Below are 25,966 nucleotides of genomic sequence, written 5' to 3'. Positions count from 1 at the left end.
TGGAACGCACGTCAGAGGCCGTCACAAGGTGAGCCGTTCCGGGAAAACCAACTCGAACGAGTCTTTGTAGCAGAGGAACTGGACTCCGTTGCGCCTCATGAGCGCCCCCAGATCAGCCACATTGGCACTCTCATCCCAGTGCTGCCGCCACGTCCTACCGAGGCTGCGGTACTCCCACCTATCCCCCGTTGGCATCTGCCTCAGGGCTTCATACTCGATGTTGAGTTTGTCGAGCATCTTCTCTGCCTGAGGCTGCATCAGGGCAGTGCTGTACCGGCGGCCCGGCTCCATGTCCGCCATGATGCGACTGGCCAGTTCCTGGATCTCCGCCATTCGGCCCTCTATATCCTCGCCGACGACGTAAATCCGTTCCTCCACGTCACGATCGCCGAACTGTCCCATCAGGTGATGCTCGAACGCGGCCAAGAGCCTGCCTGGCTCCCAGGGGATCTGCTCTGCGCAGCCATACCGCGTCCTCCCGTCTGCCATACGCGGGCTGACGCACCGATACTTCGGGTACTCAGCCCTGGAGCCGTCCTTCCTTTCCTTGCGAGAGACATGCAACCGCATCTTGCCTTTGCAGTACCCACAGCGGACTACGTCCAGGAACGGGGTGACGTTGGTGGGGGAGGAGACCGCGAAGGTTCGCTCGTTCAAGTAGTCCTGGAGCTTCTTCCACTCAGCATCAGTGAAGACGGACTCCGCCGTGCGGACCCTCCGACCGTCACTCGTGATGACAGGAACGGTCTCGTAGTACTTCTTGCCGGGCTTCTGCCGGCTCTCCATTTTCCAGCCCATGAGAGCTTCACTCTTGAGCATCTTGCGAATGCCAGCTGCCGTCCACTTGTAAGCGCGCCCGGACTCCTGGATTCGCTTTGACGGGCGCGCGCCCCTCGGAGTTGGCTCGCCCCGGGCGTTTAGATCGTCAGCGATGGTCGCTGCCGTGTCGTTTCCTGCGAGCAAACGGTTAACGATCTCGCGGAGAACGTTGACTTGGTGCGGATTCTGACGGAGGTAGGCGGCTCCACCCTCACCCTTGAAGACCTCGTATCCGTAGGCAGGCATACCGCCGGGCCACCTCTGCTGCTCCCGAGCGCTCTCCCGGAAGCTCTTGACTCGCGTAGCGGTGTTTCTGGACTCCATCTCCGCCAGAGCCGAGAACAGAGAGATGACCACATGCCGAAGAGCACCAGTCGTATCGAAGATCGGCTCAGTAACAGATGCAAACGACTTGCATCCGTGGTCTTCCGCCCACCGCAACATGTCCTGCATATCCATGACCTTGCGGATGAAGCGGTCAAGCTTCCAGAAAAGGATCAAGTCGAACTCGGGAGCCCTTTCCTTGAGCCAGTGACCCAGCTCGGCCCTCTCGAAGGGATTCTGCTTCGTCGCTGACACATGCACGTCTCGGGCTACGCCGACCTCGACCCAAGGCAGCCCCTGGGCAACCTTCTTGGCGACGTACTTGCGCGCGTCCGCGAGCTGCCGCTCGAGACTGGTGGACTCATCGGTCAGGCAGCTGATCCGCAGGACGACCAGGACCCGCACGGGATTCCGACCACCCGTGACCGATTGTTGCATCTCGCTTACGGACAGCTCTGGTGCAGTCATGGTTGGGACTGTAACGGCGCGTACCCGGTCGATACAAACGTGACTCTTTCCGGCCGTTCGCCACGCGATCGGGCGGTGGCGAGAAGCGCGACAACCAATTCGGGGCTCCCGCCCTCACGGATGTGCAGCGACCGGACCCTGCGGACAGAGGTAGAACAGCTCCGGATCCCCCTCGTCCAGTCCGTGGAGCAGACCGGCCGGCGTCCATCCCGCTCGCTGAAGCAGCCGCTGCATCGGCTGGTTGGAGACGTTCGTCGAGGTGAACAGCTTCGGGGTGACGCAGGAGGCCGCCGCATCCTCCAGCAGCCGCCCGCCGACTCCCTGGCCCCGGGCGCCCGGCGCGACCATCAGCATCGTGACAAAGCCCTGCTCGAAGAACGTGTACTCCACCACGCAGTAACCCAGAGCTCCGGCCGCATCCTCGGCCACAGCGGCGAGGCCCTGCCGACACCAGCGCCGGATGTGCCTGCACCGCTCCTCGTCGCCCTCTGCCGCGAGCGAATCGATTCGCACCAGTGCATCGGCATCCGACCCGCTCGCGCGTCGCACGGAGAACTTCCCGGACCCCTCTACGCCCATGGCGGTCCTGCGGGCCATGCGGTCAGCCCCTCCCCTACTGGTCCTGAGCGCGGGTGAACACGTGGAAGCGCCCGATCGGCTTGAATCCACGGCGGGTGTACCAGGCGTGCGGCCAGTCGTCGGGGTCGGCCAGGAGGAAGACCAGGCCGCAGTCCGACGCGTGCCGCAGGGCGGTGGCGAGCAGCGTGTCCGCGTAGCCGCGCCGGACGTGGGTGTCGGCGGTGACGACATCCTCGATCTGGGCGATCCCCTCGGAGGCGTCGCGGTAGAGGTCGGCCCAGGAGCCGACCGTTCCCTCCTCGTCGCGGACGGCGAGGAAGCGGACCTGTTCGGCGCCGCGGAGCCGGGCTGTCCGGCGGTCGGCCAGCTGGCCGACCACGACGTCCTGCGCCTCTGGCATCCACCTGCGCAGCTGCCCGACCAGAGCGGGTCGCAGGTCGTCGAAGCCCACGGTCTGCGCGGACGGGTCCGGGACGGAGGCGGCGGCGGCGGAGCGGGTGTACGTCATGACGAGTTCGGTCACGTGGGTGTACCCGGCTGCGGTGAGGGCGGGTGCGCAGTCGGTACCGGCGCGGTCGTCGAGCACCGTGATCTGGCGGTGCTCCAGGTGGCCAAGGGCCTTCTCGGCCAGGGCCGGGAGCCCGACGGGATCCGGTGATCCTTCGATCACGAGCTGGTTGTGCTCGTACGAAGCGGCGTACTCCGCGTCCAGAACGACCACGCCGCCGGGAACCTCGTTCACGACCGCGGCCTGCCGCCGGGCGAAGGACAGGCGGAAGGCCGCGATGCGCTGGAGATCCGTTACTGGCATCCGGGCAGCCTAAGGATCAACACCTTCCGGCGCGACGCATTTGCCTCCACCCGACCGGGCCCCGCGCACCGGTCAGGCCGGTCAGGTCGCGTGGGCCGGGTGCCCGGCTCAGACCGCGGTGATGTCGCCGAGCCGCCAACTGCGGTCGAAGTACGGCTCCAGCGGCCCGTAGAAGCGGAAGTACGAGAACCAGTGCCTGCCGGGCAGTGTCTGCACCCAGTTCGCCTCGCTCTCCGGACCGGCGGGCGGCTCCGACCCGAAGTACAGGTCGACCGACCCGTCGTCGTTGTAGCGGAGCTCGTCGCGCGAGCCGCGGTCGCCGCGCTGCTGCGGGTTGTCGATCAGGCAGCGGGTGGCGATGTCGTAGACGGTCGCGGACCAGAACAGCTTGGCGGGCGGATCGGCCGGCACGCGCAGGTGGTAGTTCCGCGCCCCGTCCAGCCACTGCCCGTCCGCATCGGTGTAGGCCGCCAGATACGCCTGCCCGAGTCCGGGCGTCTGCGACTTCATGGCGGCGGAGAAGCTGACGGCTTCGTAGAACCAGGCCGCGCGCTCCAGCAGCTGGTCGTGGTGCTCGGCCCGCTGATCGGACCTGTCCAGCATCAGCACCAGGTCCCACTGCCGATCGGGCCAGTAGCGCGAGCCGTCGAACCGCTTGGCGAATGAGTTCGCCTGCGCCATCAACTCCCCATTAGCGGTGGCCCGTTCAAGAATCCCGGTCAGCCGCTCGTCGGGCGTGAACGGCCTTCCCTTCTCGATCCCCAGTTGCTTGAGCATGGCCAGATAGAACCGGTCACGCTCGTCGACGACCTCCGACTGATAGATCCCGTGCAGCCGCTCCCAGTACGCGAGCCCACGTGGCTGATCACCCGACCACGGCCGCCCCTGCGGCGACACCAGCCGCGTCGGACTCTCCCCGGGCCCGCTCCCGTACGGATACAGCCGCACCGCCTCCACGAGCGTCCGCGCCCGCTCCGGATCGGGGTCCAGGGTGCGGAACCCGAACATGATGTTGACCCCCGTGGACTCCAGAACCCGCACCCCGTCCACGTCCGGCGGGACATCCTGTCCGGGCGGCACGACCAGGTACTTCCCGCCCTCACCGCGGTCGGGCCCCATCTCCCCCATCACGCCGATCTCCCTCTGCCAGAAGTCCGACACCCCGCCCGCGGTGGGCCCGGCGGGCAGCTCGATCACCAGCGGCCCGGTGACCGAGAGGTCGACGAAGGCGAGGATGTACGGAGTGGTGGCGTTGGCGGTGATCAGGCCGAGCCGGTCGCGGTAGCTGACGTAGTGCACGAGATCGCAGGTCCCGGCTTCGAACACCTCACGGTGCACCTTCTGCCACTGCGCGTACGACACGAGAGGCAGCGCCCACAGATACGCCTGGCACGCCATCTGGAAGTCGAGCTCGTCGAAGACGCGGCCCAGATCCTCACGGCGCGGCAGGTCCCCCTCCACAGCCAGCCCATCAAGGCCTCCACCAAATGCCCCGGAAAATCCCATATCGACCATGGGGTGAACCTAAGGGCGCGCCCAGGGCGCCGCAACGTCGGGCCGCACGCCCGGAGACCCGCCGGCGGCGTGACCGCGGAGGCGGCGGGTCGGCTTCGACAGGCCAGAGGCGGCGGAGAAACCCGTCCACCCCCTGGTGCCGAATTCCTACCACGTGGTAAGTATTTGTGGTCGCTCACCGAGGGCCGCGCAGCCGACGCGCGTCGACGGTCCCGCTCCTCCCTCGCAGGGACACCCCCGACACGCCGTTGACGAAGGGAACGAGAGTGGAGAGCATCACCAAGAACAGGCAGTCTCCCGAGGTGCTGCGCGCCATGATCGAGCGCGCCTACGGAGCCGGGCAGGTCCCGGCCGGGGACGGGTGGGCGAGCGAGCTGGGGCACGGCTGGTTCAACGTCGCCTACCGCATCCGGCTGCGCGACGGCGCCGAGGTCGTCCTGAAGATCGCCCCGCCGCCCGCGGTGGAGGTGATGGCCTACGAGCACGGCGCCATGTCGATCGAACTGGCCACGCTGGACCTGCTGAGGAGCCGGACCGCCGTGCCCGTCCCCGCCGTCCACTTCGCCGACCGCAGCCGCGAACTGTGCGACGCCGACTACTTCTTCATGCCGTACGTCGACGCCGACAACCTCGGCATCATCGCCGAGACTCTTCCCGCGGCCGAGCGGGATGCCCTCATGGAGCAACTCGGCGCGGCCAACCGGGAGATCAACTCCGTCCGCGGCGAGCACTTCGGCCCGCTGGCCGGGCCCGGCCATGCCACCTGGCGGCAGGCGTTCACCACGATGACCGAGAACGTGCTCCTCGACGGCGAGCGTCGCGGCGTCGACATCGGCTGGGAGTACGACACCGTGCGCGCGGCCGTGGCCGCACACGCCGACAGCCTCGACGAGGTCACCGAAGCGTGCCTGGTGGAGTGGGACCTGTGGGCCAGCAACGTCATGGTCCGCGACGGCAGGATCGTCTGCGTCATCGACCACGAACGCGCCTTCTACGGCGACCCCCTGATGGAGGCCGGCTTCACCGGCACCCAGATGTCCGCCGCCTTCGGCGACCCGGCACCCTTCATGCGCGGCTACGGTCACGGCGAGCTGACCGGGACCGAGCGGACACGCCGCCGTCTGTACTGCCTCTACCTGGTACTGATCATGGTCATCGAGACCGTGTACCGCGGGCACACCGACAGCAATCAGTACGACTGGGCGCGCCCCCGCCTCGACGAGGCCATGGCGCTGCTCGGTCACAGCCGCCGGTGACGTCCGCGCAGGCACCGGCGGCCGTCACCGACCACACGACCCGGCTCGGCACAGAGCCGGTGGGCCGACTGCTGTGGCACGCCTGCACCCAGACCACCGCCGCGGTCGGCGTGTACGGCGTCTACGCCCTCACCAACGCCTGGTTCGTCGGCCGCGGCGTGGGCGACACCGCCATGGCCGCGGTCAACCTGGTCGCCCCGCTCCTGCTGCTCCTCGGCGCGGTGTCCACCACCGTCGGCGCGGGCGGCGCCTCCCTGATCTCCCGCGCCCTGGGCACGGGAGACCACCGGGCCGCCGCCCGCGCGGCGGGCAACTCCTTCGCCCTGTTCTGGGCCTGCGCCGCAGCCACCACCGCACTCGGTCTGGCCTTCCTGGACCCGCTGCTCACCCTGCTCGGCGCCACCGGCGAACTGGGCGCGACCGCCCGCCCCTACGCCGTGGTGCTGCTGTGCGGGGCCCTGGTGTCCACCGGCTTCTCCAGCCTGGTGCGGGCCGAGGGCCGCATGGGGTTCTCGACCCTGCTGTGGCTCGTGCCCGTCGCCGTACAGATCACCCTGGACCCGCTGCTCATCTTCGGCTTCGGCATGGGTGTACGGGGCGCCGCGCTCGGCACCGTCGGCGGCCAGGCCGTATCCGCGGCGATGAGCCTGTGGTTCTTCTTCGTACAGCGCCGCCGCCCCTACCGCGTCGGCCTGCGGGACCTGCTGCCCCACGGTCCGACGCTACGAGCACTGCTGGGCGTCGGCCTGCCCTCGTTCCTGGCCGGTACCGGGGTCACACTCCTGGCCGTCCTCGTCAACGCCACCCTCACGGCCGCCGGGTCGGCCACCGCGCTCGCGGCCTACGCCGTCTGCGCCCGCCTCCAGACCTTCGTGATGATGCCGCACACCGGCATCAGCCAGGGACTGCAGCCCATCGTCGGCTACAACACCGGCCGCGGCCTGCCCGACCGTGCGCTCAAGGCCCGCAACTACTCGCTTCTCGCGTCCGTGCTGTACGGCCTGATCACCGCCGCCGCCCTCGCCGCTCTGGCCAGACCCCTGGCCGGCCTCTTCCTCAATGACGCCGACACCATCGACACCGCCGGGCGGGCGCTGCCGGTCATCGCGATAGGGCTCACCGTCGCCGGAATCGGCCCACTGGTGGCGTCCTACGCCCAGTCACTGGGCCGCCCGGCACCCGCGTACCTCATCTCCATCGGCAGCCTGCTCCTGATCAAGGTTCCCCTGATCGCCACCCTCGGCCGACTCGGCACCACAGGTGTCTGGACCGCTCTGGCCGCCGGCGAGGTGGCCACAGCGGCTGTCGCCCTCCTGCTGCTGCGACGCCTCCACGGAGCTACGTCAAAGGGCCTCCAGGAAGCTACGTCAAAGGCTCCTTGAGGAGCTGCTCCAGGTGGGAACGGAGCACCCCGGCCATGTCCACCTCGTCCGGACTCGTCAGCCACTGCACCTGCAACCCGTCCATCAGCGCCACGAACCCGGCCGCCGCCACCCCGGGATCGACCCCCTCCCGCAACGCCCCCTGCTCCGCCAGCTCCCGCAACGCCCGGTGCACATACTCACGCGTCGTCCCGTAGTGATCCGTGAAGTACTGATGCGCGGGATGATCCTCGGCGATCGCCTCCGCCGCGAGACGCACGTAGAGCTCCACGATCCCCGGATGCCGGGCATTGTGATCGGTCAGATCCACCAGATGCCGCAACGCCGCCGTGGGTGAGTACTCCTTCGGTCCGAGCCGTGCGGTGTCCTCCTCGTCGCGGCGCTCCAGCACCGCCGCCAGCAGCGCTTCGCGACTGGGGAAGTAGTAGTGGAGGCCCACGTGGCTGAGGCCGGCACGCTTGGCGATCTCCCGCAGCGAGGCGCCGTGATAGCCCACGTCCGCGTAGACCTCGGCAGCCGTCGTCACGATCTGCTCACGGCGCGCCCGCCCTTTCGCGTACCCACGCGAAGACGCCGGCACCTTGACTTCCGCATCAGACATACCGCCATCATCGCAGCGGCGATGACCGGAAGGCCGTGCGCCCAAGCGCCTCGGCGCTCCACGGGTCGACGTGATCAGCCGTTCGCCGCGTGCCCCAGGAAAGCGGTCCAGGCGGCGGGGGCGACCGCGAAGGTCGGGCCGTCGGTGACCTTGGAGTCGCGGACGTGGACGGTGTGCGGGCAGGTGGCGACCTCGACGCAGGCCTCGCCCTCGTTGTTGCTGTAACTGGACTTGTGCCAGTCATAGGCGACTTCGAGGCAGGCCGCACCCTCGTTGCCGCTGTAGCTGGACTTGAACCAGGTCAGTCCGGGTCCGTGGCTCACAGTTGCCTCACCTTCGTCTCGATGATCTCCACGGACTTCCAGGGATTGAGCGCCTGGGCCCGCAGGATGCCGAAGAGGTCGAGTTGATCGCTCACCTGCTCCGGTTTCGAGATCAACCTATCGTCGCCGGGCGCCTCCACGTACACCAGATTGCGGCCTTCCGCTGTGGACATCAGCTGCATGGAACCCATCAGCCCCGCGTGCGTGTGCTGGTTCGTAGGCATCACCTGCACCGTCAGATGGTTGAACCGCTCGATGCAGTCCAGGAGATGCCGCAGTTGCTCCTTCAGCACCTCCGGCCCCCCGAGCGGCCGCTCAAGCACCGACTCCTCGATGACGTACCCGACGCGCGGGGGCGGCGTGCGGCTCAGCACCGCCTGCCTCTCCAGTCGCGCTTCGACGTACCGAACGATCTCGGCCTCGGTGTACGCCGGTACGCGCGCCCGGTACAGCGCGTACGCGTACGCCTCCGTCTGAAGCAGCCCGGGGATCAGCATCGTCTCGTACGCGCTGATGACGCGTGCGAGCCGCTCCAGCTTCGCCCAGTCCACGAACTTCGGCGGGTACTTCTCCCCGTCCATCAGCTCGCAGCACGCCTTCAGCGCGCCGCCCGCGTCCAGGACCTTGTCCCCGTCGTGCAGGAATTCCAGCGACGGGATGCGCTCCGCCCGCTCGTACGCCCCCAGCAGGGATTCCGACATCAACAGCTTCTCCGCCGCCTCCTTCTGGGTCAGGCCCGCGCGCACCCGATGGATGCGAATCAGGTCCCCCACAAGCCTCCGCACCTGCGACGTCTCGTTGCTCGTCACCACAGTCACCACCGTTCCCACCACATCGTCGGATGTGGCACGCGCCTGACTGGTCACGCTACGCAGTCGCCGCGATGCTCGTAGGCATGACGAGCAAGAAACTCCCCGAATGGGTACCCGCCTCGGGGCTCCAACTCCACCTGTCCGGAATCCACTTCGACGCGATCCGGCTGCGCGGGGTGCGGGGCGAGGCGGTGCTGCACCATCTGGCCACCCTCACCGACGGCGATCCGGGGCCCGTCGTACGGGAGATCGCGGGGGCGCGGTGGACGTACTTCCTGCTGGCCCCCGGCGCGAGCCAGGACTTCGACTGGCCGCCCGGCGCGAAGTGCTTCGGCCCGGCCACCCGCGACCAGTACGTGGGGATTCCGGCCCCGCACGGCAACACGTATCCGCTGAGCTGGCGGTGCGGGGCGCCGGACGACGGGGACTTCGTGGACGCGGAGCTGCTGCACGGCTTGGTCACGGCTCAGCTGGTGCCCGAGGAGTGAGCGCCGCAGGCAGCGCAAGGAGCAGACGCGCTGAGCCCCGGCCGGACGGCCTACGCGGGCGCCTGACGGCTCAGCCAGGCCGGACGGCTCGTACGGGCCGACGGCTCATACGGGCCGGACGGTGAGGATCTGCTGGGCCTGGCCGACCGGGCCGTGGATGTCGTGCAGGACGGTGCTGGTGATGCCCTGGCCCGTGGGGCCGAAGACGACCGTGGTGTCGAGTCCGGTCCAGCGGCCCTCGGGCTGACGCTGGAGGTGGATGGTCAGGTCGACGTTGGGGAACGTCCAGGCCTTGGGGGGCTGGCGTACGGCGATGCCGTTGGCGGTGTCGACGAGCGCGACGAAGGACGCGACCGGGCAGGCGGACTCGCCCGCGACGAGGTCGAGGGGCGTGGAGATCCACGCCGTCGTGCGGCCCGGCCGGGGCGGTGCGAGCGGGCGGACGTCGATGGACGCGATGTAGCCGCCGGGCCAGAGGTCCGCCATGCGCCAGGGCGCGAGCGTTTCCGGGTCGGCGAGCCTGTCGGCCCCGCCCCCGGCGACCTCTGCGGTGTCGATGGCGGCGAGGCACCAGGCCCTGGCGCGTACGACGGGGCGGTCCGCGATGAGGGCGACGGCCTCGACCAGTTCGATGGTGCGGCCGGGCCGGATGGTCTCGACCCTGATTTCGCACTCGTCCAGGGCGAGCCGGCCGAGGATGTCGAAGCTGATCCGGGACAGCAGCAAGCGCTCTCCCTGCCGGTCGGCCAGGTGGCGGTCGATCGCGTGGACGATGAGGCCGCCGAGCGGGCTGAAGTGCACTTCGTCCGTGCTCCACGCACCGCTCGCGTGGGCGGTGGGCTTGAAGCGGTGGTCGTCGGTGCGCTCGTAGTAACTGCCGGTGCTCATCGGTGCTTCCCTCGCGGCCGTACGGATCAAGGAACCTCAGCCTGACACCGCACGATCGCAGCCCGGCGCCCGGGTCCCCGGGGAAGTGCCGATGGGCCCGTCGCCCCGGACGAATCGGAGCCAACTGCGGGGTGGCCGCTGAATGGCGGAAGACGTGGCACCGGCCCGGGACAGTCGGCAGGAATCCCGCGCGCCGCTCCCTACCCTGTGAGCGAATCGGCGAGGCCGGAATCGGGCGGGCCGTTCTTCCTGACGCGCGGCCGGGAATTCCACGCCGTGGACATCACCATCGGAGAGCACGCATGAATGACGAAAAGACTTCGAACGAGCTGACTCGGCGCCGGTTCGTGGCGTTCTCCGGCGTCATCGGTGCGGCGGCGCTCCTGACCGGCGTGGAAGCGGCGGCCGGACGCACCGCCTCTGCGGCCGTCCCGACGTACGCGGACACAGACCCCGCCCCCGACATGTGCCCCACGCCGCCTCCTGGGGGAACGCCGGCCTGCCCCCCTGCCCAGCTCCAGCCCCTCTGCGGCAGCCCTGCCGACAACGATCCGCTGTGGCGGGACGTCCAGTACTGCACGCACGGAAAGCCGCTGCCCCCCGGGCAGAACCCTCCCGCCTGCCTGAAGGTGACCTCGGACTACGTCGTACTGAACGGCAGGCCGTCGAGCCGGCACAACTTTCTCCTGACTCCCAGTTGCCGGATCACCGGTATCGAATGCCCGTTCATCGAGACCTCCGGCGCACCGAATTACTGGAACGACGCGTGGGACAACGCCCGGAGCGGAGGGAGCGTGCCCGTGCAATACCCCAATATCGGTTTGGGGATCAATTCGCAGAACGCCCGGTTCCTCGACCAGTTGCACATTCACATGGCCGGTGTCCGGGCGAGCACACAACGGCGGCTGCAGGAACTGGAGACGATGGGCCGCATGGCCACCAGCCCCGCGCAATGGGACGCCGTGAAGTACCGGGTAGCGGTCACGGGATCGGACGGGACGGGGGACCGTACGTACCGAGCCCTCAGGCTGACCGATCTCGGGACGAACCTCTTCGCGCAGTTGCAAGAGCACGTGGTGAAGCCGAACGGGCTGAGCATGGCGAACCAGACACTGATCGTGGTGCCGAAGATGACGGCTACGGGATTCGCCGGGGCCTTCTACGTCCTCAACAGCGACTCCTCGCTCCACGACGGCACGAATACGTGTGACCACCTTCTCGTGTACAGCTGAGCCCTCCGTGGGGCGCGTACGCCGTCCCGGAGACCTACGGGCGGAACACCGCCACCGCCTCGCGTCCCTCCTCCTGCCGGAACGTCACCCGCAGCTCCATCCCGATGGCGAGCGCGGACTCCTCGCACTCCACGACCTCCGTCATCATTCTCGGCCCCTCCGCCAGGTCGACGACAGCCGCGATGTACGGCACTCGGGCGCCGAACGGTGGCAGGTCGTTGCGGTGGACGACGGACCAGGTGTAGAGCGTGGCCCGGCCACTGGCCCGCTCCCAGTCGACGTCCTCGCTCCAGCAGTGCGGGCAGAACTCGCGCGGGTAGTGGTGCGCCCGGCCGCAGTCCCGGCAGCGGCGCAGCAGCAGGTGGCCCTCGGCGGCGGCGTCCCAGTAGGGGCGGGTGGACGCGTCCGGCTCGGGCAGGTCGTAGCGGGGGGCCGGCGGGGCCTCGGCAGGAGCGGCGGCCGGGGTGGCCGGTCCGGTGGTGGTCACAGGAAGAGTCCGATCGCGTGGTCGAGGGACCAGGTCTGCCAGGACATCGCGAACAGCGCGACGAGTGAGCTGAGCGCCATCATCGCGTTCTGCCCCTGCTCGGCCCAGTCGTGGATCATCAGCACCAGGTAGAGCAGGTTGAGCAGCAGCCCCGCGATCAGCGCGACGGGGGTCAGCAGGCCGGTCACCAGGCCCAGGCCCAGCGCGAGTTCCGCGTAGACGACGACGTACGCCATCGCCTTCGGGCGCGGCGCCACGATCTTCTCGAAGCCGCTGCGGACCACCGGCCAGCGGTGCTTCCCCGCGACGTCCGAGGCCCAGGCGATGCCGGTGCCGCGCTCGAACCAGCCCTTCTTGTCCTTGTGCCGCCAGCTCTCCAGCCACCACAGGCCGAGGCCTATCCGGAGCACGGCGAGCCACTGGGCTCCGTCGAGCCAGATCGTCCGCATGGGGCCCTCCCGTTCACGTAATCTGACGGTACGTCAGTTCACCTGATGGCGGCGGCCCGCGCAAGGGGTGTGCGTCGGCGGTCGATCCGTGGGTGCGCGTCCTCGGTCGGTGCCCGGCCGCGCACCCGTGATCAATTCGCAATCGATTCCGGTCTTGACCGAGACCCATCAACAGGACGCGCGATTACGCTCCAAACCATGCCCGACAGCACATCTGCCCCCGGTAGCCCCATTCCGGCCTCCGCCACCCTCACAGAGGACCGGCCCGTCTACGTCATCGGCGGCGGTCCGGGCGGTCTCGCCGTCGCGGCGGCCCTGCGCGCACAGGGCCAACGGGCCGTCGTACTGGAGAAGTCCGGGGACGTCGGCGCGTCCTGGCGGCGCCACTACGACCGGCTGCACCTGCACACCACCCGGCGCTGGTCGGCCCTCCCGGGGCTGCCCATGCCCCGCCGGTTCGGCCGCTGGGTGTCCCGCGACAACGTGGTGCGCTACCTGGAGAAGTACGCCGAGCACCACGAGCTGGAGGTGGTGACCGGCGTCGAGGTCTCCCGCATCGACCGGGCGCCGGACGGCACCGGGTGGCGGCTGACCGCGACCGGCGGGCGCGAGCTGACCGGGCGGGCCGTCGTCGTGGCCACCGGCTTCAACCACACCCCGCGCATCCCCGACTGGTCCGGGCGCTCCACCTTCACCGGCGAACTCGGGCACGCCGCCGACTACCGCAACCCGGCCCCCTACGCGGGCAAGGACGTCCTCGTCGTGGGCGTCGGCAACACCGGGGCCGAGATCGCCGTCGACCTGGTGGAGGGCGGGGCGGCCCGGGTGCGGCTCGCGGTGCGTACCGCTCCGCACATCCTGCGCCGCTCCACGGCGGGCTGGCCCGCCCAGGGCACCGGCATCCTGGTGCGCCGGCTGCCGGTCGCGCTCGTCGACCGGGCCGGGGGCCTACTGACCCGCGTCTCGATGCCCGATCTCGCCGAACACGGCCTGCCCCGCCCGGGCACCGGCCTGTACTCGCGGGTCAAGGACGGGGCCATCCCGGTCCAGGACGTGGGACTGATCAAGGCGGTGAAGGGCGGTCGCGTGCTTCCGGTGGCGGCCGTCGAGTCGTTCGACGAGGACGCGGTGGTGCTGGCCGACGGGTCCCGGATCACCCCGGACGCCGTCATCGCCGCCACCGGCTACCTCCGCTCCCTGGAGGGGCTGGTCGGCCACCTCGGGGTGCTGGACGACCGGGGCCGGCCGGTGGTGCACGGCGGCCGTACGCCGAAGCAGGCCCCCGGGCTGTACTTCACCGGCTTCACCAACCCGATCAGCGGCATGCTCCGCGAGTTGGCCCGGGACGCGGAGAAGATCGCCAAGAAGCTCGCCCGCACGGGCTGAGCCGTCGCGGGCGCACGGCCCGGGGGTGTGGGGCCGGCCCGACCCTGGGGCGCGGGGCTGCCCGGGTGCCGCCTTGCCCTCAATCGCCGGGCGGGCTCCAAGGGGCGCCCCGACCCGTGGGGGCACCCGTGGTGGGTGACCCGGGGCCCCTCCGGGGCGTCTCCTCGGGCGCCGAACGTTCCGCGGGTACGCGGGGAGACACCAGGTATCCGTTCGGCGCCCTGCGGGGACTCCCCTGCACGGCCCCGGCTCTGTCGTCGGTCGTCATGCGGGGAGGGGGCGGGGAGGAGTGGGGCGGGGAGGAGTGGGGTGGGTGCCTCTGGTGGTGGGTAGCGCTGAGGACAGGGGGCGGGGCCGGTAACAGGGGCTCGTCCCCCGTTTCCTGTGCGGCGTCGGGGCTTGCGGAACCGCCACTCTCAGCCTTTGCCTGCACACCCATTCCTGACGGGCCGTCAGTTCAGTAACCTGACAGGGCGTCAGCTTATGGCGCCGGCCGGGCTGCGCGAGCGCCGGGGACCTTCGAGCAGGAGTGGGCGGAACGATGCTTGGATCGACTCACGGCACCCTCACCACCGACTTCCGCGCCAGGGTGGTGGCCTGTGGCGAGGAGCCGCACGCCGCCGTCCACAGCATGACGACCGCCGCTGCGGAAGGCGGTCTCGACGTCAGCGGCCGTCCGCTGCACGCGGCCGTCCCGGACCTGGACCGGTTCTTCCGGCCCGAGTCCGTGGCTGTCATCGGCGCGTCCGACACCGACGGCCGACCCAATACCGGGATCACCCGGCAGCTGATCGCCTGGGCCGAGCGCGTCGGGGCGCGGCTGTATCCCGTGCACCCCACGCGGGAGTCCGTCTTCGGGCGGGCGTGCTCTCCTTCCGTGTCCGAACTGCCGGAACAGGTGGACCTGGCGGTGCTGCTGGTCGGTGATCCGCTCCCGGTGATCGAGGAACTCGCGCACGCCAAGGTGAAGTTCGCCGTCGCCTTCGCGTCCGGTTTCGCGGAGACCGGGGCGGAGGGCGCCGCCGCGCAGGCCCGGCTGGCCGCCGCGGTGGAGCGGTCGGGGCTGCGGCTGCTCGGGCCGAACACCAACCTCAACGCCTTCGAGGAGTTCCGGGACGACCTGGAGGGGCCGGCGATCGCACTGATCACCCAGTCCGGCCACCAGGGGCGCCCCGTCTACACCCTTCAGGAACTGGGCGTGCGGCTCTCGCACTGGGCGCCCACGGGCAACGAGGCGGATCTGGAGACCTCCGACTTCATCTCGTACTTCTCCCAGCGCCCCGAGGTCGGGGCCATCGCCTGCTACGTGGAGGGGCTCAAGGACGGGCGTTCCTTTCTGCTCGCCGCCGACCGGGCCGCACGCGCCGGGGTCCCGGTGGTGGCGGTCAAGGTCGGGCGGACGGAGACGGGGGCCAGGATGGCCGCGTCACACACCGGCAAGCTGACCGGCGCCGACCAGGTCGTCGACGCGGCGATGCGGCAGTTCGGCGTGATCCGGGTGGACGGCCTCGACGAACTCCAGGACACCGCCGCCCTCCTGGCGCGGGCCCGTAAGCCCTTGGCCGACGGGGTCGTCGTGTATTCGATCTCGGGCGGCACGGGCGCGCACTTCTCGGACCTGGCGACCGCGGCGGGCCTGGACATCCCGGTCCTGTCCGAGGAGAAGCAGGCCGAGCTGCACACCTGGATACCCGACTACCTGAACGTGGCGAACCCGGTCGACAACGGCGGACACCCGGTCGGTGACTGGCGCGGCCGGAAGATCATCGACGCGATACTCGCGGACCCCTCGGTCGGGGTGCTGATCTGTCCGATCACCGGCCCCTTCCCGCCGATGAGCGACAAGCTCGCGCAGGACCTGGTGGACGCGGCCGAGGCCACGGACAAGCTGGTGTGCGTGGTGTGGGGTTCGCCGGTCGGTACGGAGGACGCCTACCGCACGACGCTGCTCGGCTCCTCGCGCGTCGCCACCTTCCGTACCTTCGGCAACTGCATCACCGCGGTGAAGGCCTATCTGGACCACCACCGCTTCGCCGCCTCCTACCGCTCCCCCTTCGACGAGGCGCCGCGCACGCCGTCGCCCTCCTTCCGCAAGGCGCAGGCACTGATGCGTCCGGGCCACCAGCTGAGCGAGCACGCGGCGAAGCAGCTGCTGCGGGCGTACGGGATCCGGGTGCCCCGCGAACAGTTGGTGACCAGCGCCGCGGCAGCCGTCCGGGCGGCCGGGCTGGTCGGCTACCCCGTCGTCATGAAGGCGTCCGGCGCACAGCTGGCCCACAAGACCGAACTGGGCCTGGTCAAGGTCGGGCTCACCTCCGCCAGCCAGGTGCGGGACGCCTACCGCGAGCTGACCGATATCGCGCGCTACGAGGACATCGAGCTGGACGGAATCCTGGTCTGCCAGATGATCGAGCGGGGCGTGGAGATGATGGTCGGCGTCACGCAGGACGCGCTGTTCGGCCCGACCGTGACCGTCGGGCTCGGCGGCGTACTGGTCGAGGTGCTGCACGACGCGGCGGTGCGGGTGCCGCCCTTCGGTGAGGACCAGGCGCGGGCGATGCTCGGTGAACTGCGCGGCCGGGCCCTGCTGGAAGGGGTGCGCGGCGGGGCGCCGGTGGATGTGGACGCGCTCGTCGAAGTGGTGCTGCGGGTGCAGCGGATGGCGCTGGAACTGGGCGACGACCTGTCCGAGCTGGACATCAACCCGCTGATGGTGCTGGGCCGCGGGCAGGGCGCGGTGGCGCTGGACGCACTCGCGGTCTGCCGCTGACCGACGCGCCGGCCAACACCGTCGCCGCGTCGGCCAACGCCGTAGCCGCGCCCGCCACCGAACCAGCCTGCTGCCCCGCCACCCGATCCGCCGGCTGACCCGACACCTGCTCAGGAGCTGCCTCATGCCGTCCTCCCCCGAAGACACCACCGACCACACCGACCAACACGACCCGTCCGGATCGCCTGATTCATTGATACTCCACGCCACTGACAACGGCGTCTCGACGATCACCCTGAACCGCCCGGAGGCGATGAACGCCGTCACCTGGGACCAGCGCGAACGCGTCATCGCGCTGCTCGCACACGCCTCCGCGGACCCCGGGATCCGGGCCGTCGTCCTGACCGCCACCGGCCGGGGCTTCTGCGCCGGAGCCGATCTGCGGGGCGCACCGGCGACCGGCGACCGGGTGCCGGGCGATGTCGCCCGGACGATCCGGCTCGGCGCCCAGCGGCTGATCGCCGCCGTCCTGGACTGCGAGAAGCCCGTCATCGCGGCGGTCAACGGAACGGCGGCCGGTATCGGGGCCCATCTCGCGTTCGCCTGCGACCTGGTGCTGGCCGCCGAGTCCGCGAAGTTCATCGAGGTGTTCGTGCGCCGCGGCCTCGTACCGGACGGCGGTGGCGCGTACCTGCTGCCCCGGCTGGTCGGGCCGCAGCGCGCCAAGGAGCTGATGTTCTTCGGGGACTCCCTCCCGGCCCGGGACGCGGAGCGCCTGGGACTCGTCAACCGGACCGTGCCGGACGAGGAGCTGGCGGCGACCGCGCGGGCCTGGGCCCAGCGGCTGGCCGAGGGGCCCACCCGCTCGATCGCCCTCACCAAGCAGCTGGTCAACGCCTCGCTGGACGCCGACCGCGCCACGGCGTTCGCCGCGGAGGCGATGGCCCAGGAGATCAACATGACGACGCAGGACGCCAACGAGGGCGTGGCGAGCTTCGTGGAACGGCGGGCACCGAAGTACCGCGGGATCTAGGCGTACTTCCGCTGCCTCCGCTCGCGCCTCACCCCGATGCCGGCCCGCCCGTGTCTCACGCCGATGCCAGCCCGCTCGTGTCCAGGTCCAGGCCGAACGGGTCCGGCAGCCGCAGAACCGCCCCGAAGGGGTGCGGGCCGTCCACCCGGGTGTAGCCCAGGTGCCCCGGCTCGGAGAACAGCGTCACGCTGCCCTCGATCCGGTCGACGAGGAGGTACAGCGGCGCCCGGTACTCCGCGTACCGGCGGCGCTTCACGGCGCGGTCGGTCTCCGCGTTCGACTCGGACGTGACCTCCACGACGAGGAGCGTCTGATCGGGGAGCAGCGCCCCGGCGCCCCTGGCGAGCGCCTCGGGGACCACGGCGATGTCGGGGACGTACCAGTTCGAGGAACCGGGCAGGTCCAGGTTTCCGGAGCCTTCGACACACCCCAGCTCATCGACACGATCCTCGATCTGCCGACGGACCACCCGGGCCGTATGTTCGTGGTCCCAGTTCGGCGCCCCGGGCTGGATGATCCCCTCGATGATCTGGACCCGGTCCCCGCAGGTCCGCCGCACGGCGAACTTCAGAGCACGTTCGGAGTCGATGCCCTGGCCATTGTCGGGCGCACCGGACATCGCACCGCCTCCCGCCCGATCGGTCGTTGACGACTCAGCGTAGCCGTGGCCGAACCACGTGTTGCCGTGATGGTGGGCGGCGGGGCGCCCGACGAGGGTCGAAGGCCCTCCCACCCCTTCCCATCTGACGCCTCGTCAGCTCTAATCGAGGAGTGATGGGACACGCAGGCATGGCCGCAACCGCCGTCCGCTACCTCAGGTCCGTCGGCGCCGCGACGGCCGTCGCTCCGGTGCCGGTCGATCCACTGCCGCGCCCGGCCCTGCGGGCCGTCTCCGACGACGAGCGGCTGCCCGTGGATCCGGGCGAGTTCCGCCGGGTGCTGGGGCACTTCGCGAGCGGGGTCACCATCGTCACCGCGCACGATCCGGACGGGGTCGGCGGCACAGCCGGTCCGGCGGGCTTCGCCTGCCAGTCGTTCGCCTCGCTCTCGCTGGACCCGCCGCTGGTCACGTTCATGGTCGCCCGCACGTCGACGACCTGGCCGCGCATCGCCCGCGCCGGGGCCTTCTGCGTGAACATCCTGGGCGCGGAACAGGGCGCGCTGTGCCGGTCGTTCGCGGTCAGCGGGGCCGACAAGTTCGCCGGGGTGAGCCATACCCCCGCTCCCGCGACCGGGTCGCCGCTGCTGGACGCCGTGCCCGCCTGGGTCGACTGCCGCATCCAGGCCGTCCACACGGGCGGCGACCACCTGATCGTGGTCGGCCGGGTGGAGGCGCTGGGGTCGGCGGACGGGGACGGGAACGGGCCGCTGCTCTTCCATCAGGGGGCGTTCGGACGCTTCAGCCGCTGAGCGGACTCGCTCACAGGACGGCGGCGGACGCCGAACCACGACGGATCACCAGTGCCATCAGCGCCGCCGTCGCGCACATCGCCCCGGACGCGTACCAGACCATGTCGTACGAGCCGAAGTGGTCGCGCGCGACCCCGCCGAGGAACGCCACCAGGGCGGCGCCCACCTGGTGGGAGGCCAGGACCCAGCCGAAGACGATCGCGCTGTCCTCGCCGTACTGCTCCCGGCACAGGGCCAGCGTCGGCGGGACCGTGGCGACCCAGTCCAGTCCGTAGAACACGATGAAGAAGACCATCGGCGGATGTACGGTCGGCGCCATCAGCATCGGCAGGAACAGCAGCGAGATCCCGCGCAGCGCGTAGTAGACGGCCAGCAGCCGGCGGGCGTCGAAGCGGTCGGTGAGCCAGCCGGAGAAGACCGTGCCGATGATGTCGAAGATCCCGATCACCGCGAGCAGTGAGGCGGCGGCGGTGATGGGCATGCCGTGGTCGTGCGCCGAGGGCACGAAGTGCGTGCGGATCAGGCCGTTGGTCGTGGCGCCGCAGATCGCGAAGGTCCCGGCCAGCAGCCAGAACGGTCCGGTGCGGGCGGCGTCGAACAGGACGCGCAGGGTCCGGCTCGCCACACCCCTGGCGGGCGCGGGCTTGTCCGCGTACTCCCCGCCGTACGGGGCCACGCCCACGTCGGCCGGGTGGTCGCGCAGCAGGAGCCAGACGAACGGGACGACGGCCAGGGCCGCGAGCGCGACGGTCACCGAGGCCGGGCGCCAGCCGTGCCGGTCGATGATCCAGGCGCAGAGCGGCAGGAACACCAGCTGGCCGGAGGCGCCCGCCGCGGTGAGGATGCCCGTGACCAGGCCCCGGCGGGCGACGAACCAGCGGTTGGTGACCGTCGCGGAGAAGGCCATCGCCATCGAGCCGCTGCCGAGGCCGACGAGCACACCCCAATAGATCATCAGCTGCCACGCGGCCGTCATCCAGACACTGGCCAGCGCCCCGGCGGCGACCGCGCTGAGCGCGACGACCACGACCCGGCGGATGCCGAACCGGTCCATCAGCGCCGCCGCGAACGGCGCGGTGAGCCCGTACAACGCCATGTCGAGGGAGACCGCGAGGCCGATCTCCCCGCGCGACCAGTCGAACTCCGTGTGGAGCGGGTCGATGAGCAGCCCGGGGAGGGAGTTGAAGGCCGCGCCGCCGATGATCGTCACGAAGGTGACGGCGGCGACGATCCACGCGCGGTGGATACGCGGCTGGGGCCGCGCCTCGGAGGCGGTCCGCCGGCGGGCGTCCGGGGCGGGAGATTTCGTTGTCTGGGGCACGTCACTCAGCATCCGGCCACCGCCCCCTCCCCCACGAGTGGCCCGAGGGACACCGTTCGCAGGAATCGGGCCACGCCTCTCAACCGGTACGCGTACGCTCTCCAGCTCCGGCGGCCCGTACGCGCGTACGAACCCGAGCCGCTCCGTCCACGCCCTCGGGGGACCTCATGTACTGGGTCGCACGCCAGAGATTCCACCACCGTTCCGCGCTGATGCAGGGGTGGGGCGTCGCGCTGTTGCTCGCCGCCTCCGCGTTGTGGGTGTGGCTGGCGTTCCTGCTGGTGGACCAGCGGGACGCGTACTGCTACCGCACGGTGTCCAACTGCGAGTTGATCACCGCCTGGCCCCAGCAGCTCACCCTGCTGGCCGTGTCCGCGCCGCTGTCCGTGCTCGGGGCGGCGCTGCTCGTCGGAGGGAGCGTGCGCCGGCAGACCAGCGCCCACATCCTCCAGGTCATCGAGATGCAGAAGTCCGAGGACCGGGCCCGGTCCGGCGGGAAGTAGCCGCCGCCAGGACCGCCCAGACGGCCGCCGCGCCCACCGCGTACCAGAGCAGATCCGGCGCGTTGAACGTCGAGCCCAGCACCAGACGTGCCACCGCGCTCCGCCGGGACAGCTCCGCGGGCACCCCGGTCAGCTGGAGCAGCTCGACGGCCCAGCTGACCGCCAGCCCCGTGCCCGCCACCACGACCGGCCGGGCGCGGGGGGCGCACAGCGCGACGAGGGCGCAGACCAGGACCGTGTAGAGCGCGTCCCCGGCGTACTTGGCGAGATCCCCGTCCGCGACGGTACGGACGCCGAGGCCGGCCGCGACAGTGACCACCGCCGCCCCCGCCGGCACCGCCCGCGCCGGAACGCGCCCCCTCACCTGATCCGCTCCAGCCGCCTGATCGGCCGGGCCGCCAGCAGCACGCCCACCGCCAGCACGTTGATCACCGCCCCGGCCAGCAGCACCTCCGATGCGCCCACCCGGTCCGCGACCGGCCCCGCCAGCGCCCGGCCCGCCGCCAGCATCAGCAGCGATCCGGCCACGTCGTACGCGTGCAGCCGGTTCAGCGCCTCCGGCGGCACCTGCGTCTGGACGGTCGTCGACCACATCACCAGCCAGAACGCGAACGCCGCGCCCGCGATGAACTGCCCCGCCCCCAGCGCGAACACGGGCAGCCCGAGCCCCAGCGCCAGCAGGTTCACGCACACCCCGGTCAGCGCCACGGCCCCCGCCGCCAGCGGGCGGCGCGGCCGCAGCCGCAGGGCGAGCAGGCCGCCGACCACGCTGCCCGCGCCGTTCACCGCCATCATCGCGCCGTACGTCCCCGAGCCGTGCGCCTCCGTCACCTCGACGGCGGTCAGCGGGAGCATCGGGCCGAGCACGGCGAATCCGTACACCGTCCAGATCGCGATCACTCCCCACAGCCAGCTGCGCGCCCTGAACTCGCGCCAGCCGTCGACCAGTTCGGCGACGAATGTGCCGCGCCGCGCGTCGTCGGACGGGGCCGGGGCCAGCCGCAGCAGGAAGAGGCAGACGCCGGAGACCAGGAACGTCGACGCGTTCGCCGCGTAGACCGCTCCGGCGCTCGCGAGGCCGACGAGGACGCCCGCGAACGCCGGGCCCGCCATCGTCATCAGCGCTTCCGAGACCCGCAGCACGGCGTTGGCGCGCTGCACGTCGGAGGAGACCCGGGGCACGGTCGAGGCAACCCCCGGCTGGAAGAGCGCCGCCCCCACCCCGGCCACCGCGCTCAGCGAGTACACCGCCCACAGCGGCGGGTTGCCGACCGCGAAGGAGACCGCGAGCGCGGAGGCGCCGATCAGCCGCAGCGCGTCAGCGATGATCATCATCCGGCGCGGGGTGAACCGGTCCGCCAGTACACCGCCGAAGAGCACGAACAGCGCCAGCGGCCCCATCCAGGCCGCCAGCGCGTACCCCACGGAGGAGTGCGGGCGCCCCGCCCCCAGCAGGCCCGCCGTGAGCGCGACCGGGATCATGCCGTCCCCGAAGAGCGCCGCGGTCCGGGCGACGAAGAAGAGCCGGAAGTTACGGTTCCACAGCCGGTCGGGCCCGATGATCAGGGACGGAAGAGGGGGCACCGGGGGCAGCGGGGCCAATGGGGACACAGGGGATGAACGACGCACAACGCTCTCGCTGTCCACGGCGGGAATGCGTGCGTGGTCTGCTGACTTTTCCTTCACACCGATGACATGTATCAGCTTATGGTCTATACCAGCTAGTGGTGAAGGGAGACCTCCGTGCCACACCGAGTCGTCGTTCTCGCCCTCGATGGCGTGCTTCCGTTCGAACTGGGCATCGCGCAAAGGATATTCAGCCGTTCGCAGGGAATCGAGCCGCTCGACCGGGGCGCGAAACTCTACGACGTCATCACCTGCTCGGTCCGCCCGCCCGGCCCGGTGGCCACCGACGCGGACTTCACGATCACGGTCGAGCACGGCCCGAAGGCCCTCGCCACCGCCGACACGGTGGTGATCCCCGCCAGCTACGAACTCGGCCCCGTCTACTCCGAGGGCCGGCTCACCGACGAACTCGCGGCCGCCTTCGCGTACATCAGGCCCGGCACCCGGATGGTCTCGATCTGCACCGGCGGCTACGTCCTCGCCGCCGCCGGATACCTCGACGGGCGTCCCGCCACCACCCACTGGTCCTCCGCCGACCACTTCCAGGCGCTGTTCCCGGCGGTCCGGGTCGACCCCGACGTCCTGTTCATCGACGACGGCGACGTCCTGACGTCCGCCGGGGTCGCCGCCGGGATCGACCTCTGCCTGCACATCGTGCGCCGCGACCACGGCACCGCCGTCGCCAACGACGTCGCCCGGCGCACCGTCGTACCGCCGCACCGCGACGGCGGCCAGGCGCAGTACATCCAGCGCCCGGTCCCCGACGCCCAGCTCGCCGGCACGACCACCGCACGGGCCTGGGCGCTGGGGCGGCTGGAACGGCCGATCCTGCTGCGCGACTTGGCGCAGCAGGAGTCGATGAGCGTACGGACGTTCACCCGGCGGTTCCGTGAGGAGGTCGGGATCAGCCCGGTGCAGTGGCTGACCCAGCAGCGGGTGGAGCGGGCCCGTCAGCTGCTGGAGTCCACCGACCTGTCGATCGACCAGGTCGCCCGGGACGCCGGTTTCGGCACGCCCACCTCGCTGCGGCAGCACCTCCAGGCGGCGCTGGGGGTGTCCCCGACGGGGTATCGCCGGACGTTCCGGGCGACGGCGGGAGACCGCTGCTGAGCGGCCTCCCGGTCCTCAGAACACCCTCAGAACACCTCGGAACATCCTCAGAACACCAGCACCCCCCGTGCCACCCGCCCGTGGTGCGCGTCGTCTGCCGCCTTGGCGAAGTCCTCCACCGGGTAGGTCTCGGTGACGAGTTCGTCCAGCAGCAGCCGGCCCTCCCGGTACAGCTCCGCGTACAGGGCGATATCGCGCTGCGGGCGCGAGGAGCCGTAGCGGCAGCCCAGGATCGACTTGTCCAGGTACATCGACGAGACGAGGAACGACGCCTCGGCCGTCGCCGCCGGTACGCCGAGCAGGATCGCCTGGCCGTGCCGGTCGAGCAGGTCGATCGCGGTACGGATCAGCTCGGTGCGGCCCACGCACTCGAAGGCGTGGTCGGCGCCGTGCGGCAGGATCTCCTTGACGCCCTCGGCCGACGTCAGGAAGTGGGTGGCGCCGAACTGCCTGGCCACCGCCTCCTTCGCCGGGTTGGAGTCGATGGCGACGATGGTCAGCGCTCCGGCGATCCTGGCGCCCTGGATCACGTTGAGCCCGATGCCGCCGGTGCCGATCACGACGACGCTCTCGCCCCGGTCGACCTTGGCCCGGTTCAGTACGGCTCCGACTCCCGTCAGCACCCCGCAGCCGATCAGGGCCGCCGAGGTGAGGGGCAGGTCCGCCGGGATCTTCACCGCCTGCACGGCCTTGACCAGGGTCCGTTCGGCGAACGCCGAGTTGGACGCGAACTGGTACAGCGGCTGCCCGCCCCGCGAGAACGGCTTGCCCGGCATCCCGATCGCCTTGCGGCACATCGTGGGACGGCCCCGGTCGCACTGGGCGCAGGCGCCGCAGCTGGCGAGCGTGGACAGGGACACGTGGTCACCGGGCGCCACATGGCTCACCCCGGCCCCGACCGCCTCGACCACGCCCGCGCCCTCGTGTCCGAGCACCACCGGCAGCGGGAACGGGATCGTCCCGTCGATCACCGACAGGTCGCTGTGGCAGAGTCCTGCCGCGGCCACCGCGACCAGCACCTCGCCGGGACCCGGATCACGTATCTCCAGATCGTCGACGACCTCGGTCCGCTTGCCGTCGAAGACGACGCCTCTCATCTCGGCTCCCTCGGTAGGCCGAGCACGCGCTCGGCGATGATGTTCCGCTGGATCTCGTCCGAGCCGCCGTAGATGGTGTCGGACCGGGTGAACAGGAACAGGCGCTGTGCCTCGTCGATCTCGTACGGTGCGCCGGGCGACCAGTCGTGCGGGCCGACGGCTCCGGCCGCGCCCCTGATCTGCACGGCGAGTTCGCCCAGGCGCTTGTGCCAGCCGCCCCAGAGGAGTTTCGCGACGCTGGGGGCGCCGGGGTCCGCGGTGGTGCCGAGGGTGCGCAGGGCGTTCCAGCGCATCGTCCGCAGCTCGGCCCACTGCCGGACGAGCCGTTCGCGCAGGACCGGGTCATCGGTGGCGCCGCTGTCGACGGCCGCCCGGACCACCCGGTCCAGCTCCGCGGCGAACCCGATCTGCTGGACGAGCGTGGAGACGCCGCGCTCCAGGGCCAGCAGGCCCATGGCGACGGCCCAGCCGTTGCCCTCGCCGCCGACCACCTCCTCCGCGTGCGCCCCGTCGAGGAAGACCTCGTTGAACTCGCTGGTCCCCGACATCTGCCGGATCGGCCGCACCTCGATCCGGCCCGGCTGGTCCATCGGCACCAGCAGGAACGACAGCCCGTGGTGCCGCCGCGAACCGGGCTCGGTACGGGCCAGTACGAAGCACCAGTCGGCTTCCCGGGCGAGCGACGTCCAGACCTTCTGCCCGGTCACGCGGTATCCGCCGCGCTCCGGATCGCGTACGGCGGCCGTCCGCACCCCCGCCAGGTCCGAACCCGCGCCCGGCTCGCTGTACCCCTGGCACCACAGGGTCTCGCCGCGCGCGATGGGCGGCAGGAAGCGGCGGCGCTGCTCCGGGCTGCCGTGGGCGATGAGGGTCGGGGCGAGCAGGTTCTCCCCGATGTGACCGACGCGGGCGGGTGCCCGGAGGCGGGCGTACTCCTCGGCCCAGACGACCTGCTGGGTGAGGGTGGCGGTGCGGTTGCCGTACGCCCCGTCGCCCTTCTCGCCCCCGTCGCCCTCCCAGCCGAGGCCGATCCAGCCGCCCCGGCCGAGTTCGCGCTCCCAGTCGCGGCGGACGGCGATGCCCTCGTGCTCGCTCCCCGGGCCACCGGTGCCGATGCCCGCCGCGTACGGGTCGACGAGGTGGGCCTCCAGCCAACTGCGGGCCTCCTCGCGGAACGTTGCGTCGTCGGGGCCGAAGGTGAAGTCCACGGTGCCTCCTTTCGATACGGGGGGCCGGATGGTGCGGACGAGCCCGAAATCAAGCGCGCCCGGCACCCGGGGGCTCCGCCCCCGCACCCCCGCTCCTCAATCGCCGGAGGGGCTTGAAGTGGGGCGCC

26 protein-coding genes are annotated in these 25,966 nt (G+C 70.8%); 10 read left to right on the top strand and 16 right to left on the bottom strand.

All coding sequences use genetic code 11. The features are described 5' to 3' along the window. Window positions 1–21: 21 nt before the first annotated feature. The 4 genes from OG892_RS23560 to OG892_RS23545 all read right to left on the bottom strand — a co-directional run bounded on the left by OG892_RS23560 (window position 22) and on the right by OG892_RS23545 (window position 4,462). The gene (locus OG892_RS23560) at window positions 22–1,611 is read right to left on the bottom strand and encodes a recombinase family protein (protein WP_371630222.1); all 1,590 of its coding nucleotides are present in this window, start codon (window positions 1,609–1,611) and stop codon (window positions 22–24) included. 114 nt (window positions 1,612–1,725) lie between these two features. Then, window positions 1,726–2,208, bottom strand: a complete 483-nt coding sequence (locus OG892_RS23555; RefSeq protein WP_371630221.1) for a GNAT family N-acetyltransferase — start codon at window positions 2,206–2,208, stop codon at window positions 1,726–1,728. Between the two features lie 16 nt (window positions 2,209–2,224). Then, window positions 2,225–3,001, bottom strand: coding sequence for a GNAT family N-acetyltransferase (locus OG892_RS23550; protein ID WP_371630220.1), 777 nt, complete (start codon window positions 2,999–3,001; stop codon window positions 2,225–2,227). Between the two features lie 108 nt (window positions 3,002–3,109). After that, a complete protein-coding gene (locus tag OG892_RS23545) occupies window positions 3,110–4,462 on the bottom strand; it encodes a DUF1254 domain-containing protein (protein WP_371630219.1) in 1,353 nt (450 codons plus the stop codon). 320 nt (window positions 4,463–4,782) lie between these two features. On the opposite strand from OG892_RS23545, the gene OG892_RS23540 reads away from it, so the two are divergent. Both OG892_RS23540 and OG892_RS23535 read left to right on the top strand, forming a co-directional pair. Next, window positions 4,783–5,772, top strand: coding sequence for a phosphotransferase family protein (locus OG892_RS23540; RefSeq protein WP_371630218.1), 990 nt, complete (start codon window positions 4,783–4,785; stop codon window positions 5,770–5,772). Beyond that, complete coding sequence (locus OG892_RS23535) at window positions 5,769–7,154, top strand: MATE family efflux transporter (RefSeq protein WP_371630217.1); 1,386 nt, start codon at window positions 5,769–5,771, stop codon at window positions 7,152–7,154. Before OG892_RS23540 ends, OG892_RS23535 begins: the two co-directional genes overlap by 4 nt. Here OG892_RS23535 and OG892_RS23530 read toward each other — a convergent pair. The 3 genes from OG892_RS23530 to OG892_RS23520 all read right to left on the bottom strand — a co-directional run bounded on the left by OG892_RS23530 (window position 7,135) and on the right by OG892_RS23520 (window position 8,851). Next, window positions 7,135–7,755: a TetR family transcriptional regulator gene (locus OG892_RS23530; protein WP_371630216.1), complete on the bottom strand. Its 621-nt coding sequence runs from the start codon at window positions 7,753–7,755 to the stop codon at window positions 7,135–7,137. The genes OG892_RS23535 and OG892_RS23530 overlap by 20 nt on opposite strands. A gap of 74 nt (window positions 7,756–7,829) precedes the next feature. Next, window positions 7,830–8,078, bottom strand: coding sequence for a DUF397 domain-containing protein (locus OG892_RS23525; protein ID WP_371630215.1), 249 nt, complete (start codon window positions 8,076–8,078; stop codon window positions 7,830–7,832). Beyond that, window positions 8,075–8,851 carry a Scr1 family TA system antitoxin-like transcriptional regulator gene (locus OG892_RS23520; RefSeq protein ID WP_371630214.1) on the bottom strand — a complete coding sequence of 259 codons (777 nt, stop codon included), beginning with the start codon at window positions 8,849–8,851 and terminating at the stop codon, window positions 8,075–8,077. The genes OG892_RS23525 and OG892_RS23520 overlap by 4 nt, the downstream gene beginning before the upstream one ends. A 122-nt stretch (window positions 8,852–8,973) precedes the next feature. On the opposite strand from OG892_RS23520, the gene OG892_RS23515 reads away from it, so the two are divergent. Further along, window positions 8,974–9,378 carry a hypothetical protein gene (locus OG892_RS23515; RefSeq protein ID WP_371630213.1) on the top strand — a complete coding sequence of 135 codons (405 nt, stop codon included), beginning with the start codon at window positions 8,974–8,976 and terminating at the stop codon, window positions 9,376–9,378. 105 nt (window positions 9,379–9,483) lie between these two features. On the opposite strand, the gene OG892_RS23510 is transcribed toward OG892_RS23515, so the two are convergent. Further along, entirely contained in the window at window positions 9,484–10,266 is a 783-nt protein-coding gene (locus tag OG892_RS23510; RefSeq protein WP_371630212.1) for a thioesterase family protein, read from the bottom strand. A 302-nt stretch (window positions 10,267–10,568) separates the two neighbouring features. On the opposite strand from OG892_RS23510, the gene OG892_RS23505 reads away from it, so the two are divergent. Then, window positions 10,569–11,498, top strand: a complete 930-nt coding sequence (locus tag OG892_RS23505; protein WP_371630211.1) for a CDP-diacylglycerol diphosphatase — start codon at window positions 10,569–10,571, stop codon at window positions 11,496–11,498. Between the two features lie 34 nt (window positions 11,499–11,532). Here the strand turns inward: OG892_RS23505 and OG892_RS23500 are convergent, their stop codons facing one another. Next, complete coding sequence (locus OG892_RS23500) at window positions 11,533–11,985, bottom strand: Zn-ribbon domain-containing OB-fold protein (protein WP_328865866.1); 453 nt, start codon at window positions 11,983–11,985, stop codon at window positions 11,533–11,535. Next, window positions 11,982–12,434: a DoxX family protein gene (locus OG892_RS23495; protein ID WP_327338446.1), complete on the bottom strand. Its 453-nt coding sequence runs from the start codon at window positions 12,432–12,434 to the stop codon at window positions 11,982–11,984. The genes OG892_RS23500 and OG892_RS23495 overlap by 4 nt, the downstream gene beginning before the upstream one ends. Before the next feature lie 198 nt (window positions 12,435–12,632). Here OG892_RS23495 and OG892_RS23490 point away from each other — a divergent pair, with 198 nt between their 5' ends. From OG892_RS23490 to OG892_RS23480, 3 genes are all read left to right on the top strand, one after another. Next, the gene (locus OG892_RS23490; protein WP_371630210.1) at window positions 12,633–13,820 is read left to right on the top strand and encodes a flavin-containing monooxygenase; all 1,188 of its coding nucleotides are present in this window, start codon (window positions 12,633–12,635) and stop codon (window positions 13,818–13,820) included. A 541-nt stretch (window positions 13,821–14,361) separates the two neighbouring features. After that, a complete protein-coding gene (locus OG892_RS23485) occupies window positions 14,362–16,590 on the top strand; it encodes an acetate--CoA ligase family protein (RefSeq protein WP_073732804.1) in 2,229 nt (742 codons plus the stop codon). A gap of 124 nt (window positions 16,591–16,714) precedes the next feature. Beyond that, window positions 16,715–17,563 (top strand): enoyl-CoA hydratase-related protein, encoded by an 849-nt coding sequence (locus tag OG892_RS23480; RefSeq protein WP_328865868.1) that lies wholly within the window; start codon window positions 16,715–16,717, stop codon window positions 17,561–17,563. A 55-nt stretch (window positions 17,564–17,618) separates the two neighbouring features. Here OG892_RS23480 and OG892_RS23475 read toward each other — a convergent pair whose 3' ends face one another. After that, the gene (locus tag OG892_RS23475) at window positions 17,619–18,182 is read right to left on the bottom strand and encodes a Uma2 family endonuclease (protein WP_371630209.1); all 564 of its coding nucleotides are present in this window, start codon (window positions 18,180–18,182) and stop codon (window positions 17,619–17,621) included. A gap of 170 nt (window positions 18,183–18,352) precedes the next feature. Between OG892_RS23475 and OG892_RS23470 the strand changes: the two genes are divergently transcribed. Next, window positions 18,353–18,973 (top strand): flavin reductase family protein, encoded by a 621-nt coding sequence (locus tag OG892_RS23470; RefSeq protein ID WP_371630208.1) that lies wholly within the window; start codon window positions 18,353–18,355, stop codon window positions 18,971–18,973. A 10-nt stretch (window positions 18,974–18,983) separates the two neighbouring features. Here the strand turns inward: OG892_RS23470 and OG892_RS23465 are convergent, their stop codons facing one another. Next, complete coding sequence (locus OG892_RS23465) at window positions 18,984–20,306, bottom strand: MFS transporter (RefSeq protein WP_073732807.1); 1,323 nt, start codon at window positions 20,304–20,306, stop codon at window positions 18,984–18,986. A 155-nt stretch (window positions 20,307–20,461) separates the two neighbouring features. Here OG892_RS23465 and OG892_RS23460 point away from each other — a divergent pair, with 155 nt between their 5' ends. Further along, window positions 20,462–20,797, top strand: coding sequence for a hypothetical protein (locus OG892_RS23460; RefSeq protein WP_371630207.1), 336 nt, complete (start codon window positions 20,462–20,464; stop codon window positions 20,795–20,797). Here the strand turns inward: OG892_RS23460 and OG892_RS23455 are convergent. Continuing rightward, entirely contained in the window at window positions 20,748–21,161 is a 414-nt protein-coding gene (locus OG892_RS23455) for a DUF2809 domain-containing protein (RefSeq protein WP_371630206.1), read from the bottom strand. The two genes, OG892_RS23460 and OG892_RS23455, sit on opposite strands and share 50 nt — an antisense overlap. Beyond that, window positions 21,158–22,408, bottom strand: coding sequence for an MFS transporter (locus OG892_RS23450; protein WP_371630205.1), 1,251 nt, complete (start codon window positions 22,406–22,408; stop codon window positions 21,158–21,160). Before OG892_RS23450 ends, OG892_RS23455 begins: the two co-directional genes overlap by 4 nt. 132 nt (window positions 22,409–22,540) lie before the next feature. On the opposite strand from OG892_RS23450, the gene OG892_RS23445 reads away from it, so the two are divergent. Then, the gene (locus OG892_RS23445; protein ID WP_073732810.1) at window positions 22,541–23,533 is read left to right on the top strand and encodes a GlxA family transcriptional regulator; all 993 of its coding nucleotides are present in this window, start codon (window positions 22,541–22,543) and stop codon (window positions 23,531–23,533) included. 47 nt (window positions 23,534–23,580) lie between these two features. On the opposite strand, the gene OG892_RS23440 is transcribed toward OG892_RS23445, so the two are convergent. Both OG892_RS23440 and OG892_RS23435 read right to left on the bottom strand, forming a co-directional pair. After that, on the bottom strand, window positions 23,581–24,630 hold the full coding sequence (locus tag OG892_RS23440) for a Zn-dependent alcohol dehydrogenase (RefSeq protein ID WP_073732811.1): 1,050 nt from the start codon (window positions 24,628–24,630) through the stop codon (window positions 23,581–23,583). Then, a complete protein-coding gene (locus OG892_RS23435; RefSeq protein ID WP_371630204.1) occupies window positions 24,627–25,838 on the bottom strand; it encodes an acyl-CoA dehydrogenase family protein in 1,212 nt (403 codons plus the stop codon). Before OG892_RS23435 ends, OG892_RS23440 begins: the two co-directional genes overlap by 4 nt. Window positions 25,839–25,966 lie beyond the last annotated feature (128 nt).

The organism is Streptomyces sp. NBC_00341, assembly GCF_041435055.1.
In the GTDB taxonomy this organism is placed as follows: Bacteria; Actinomycetota; Actinomycetes; order Streptomycetales; family Streptomycetaceae; genus Streptomyces.
The sequence above is the reverse complement of the archived record's forward strand: the minus strand, read 5'-3'. Positions and strand labels throughout refer to the sequence as shown.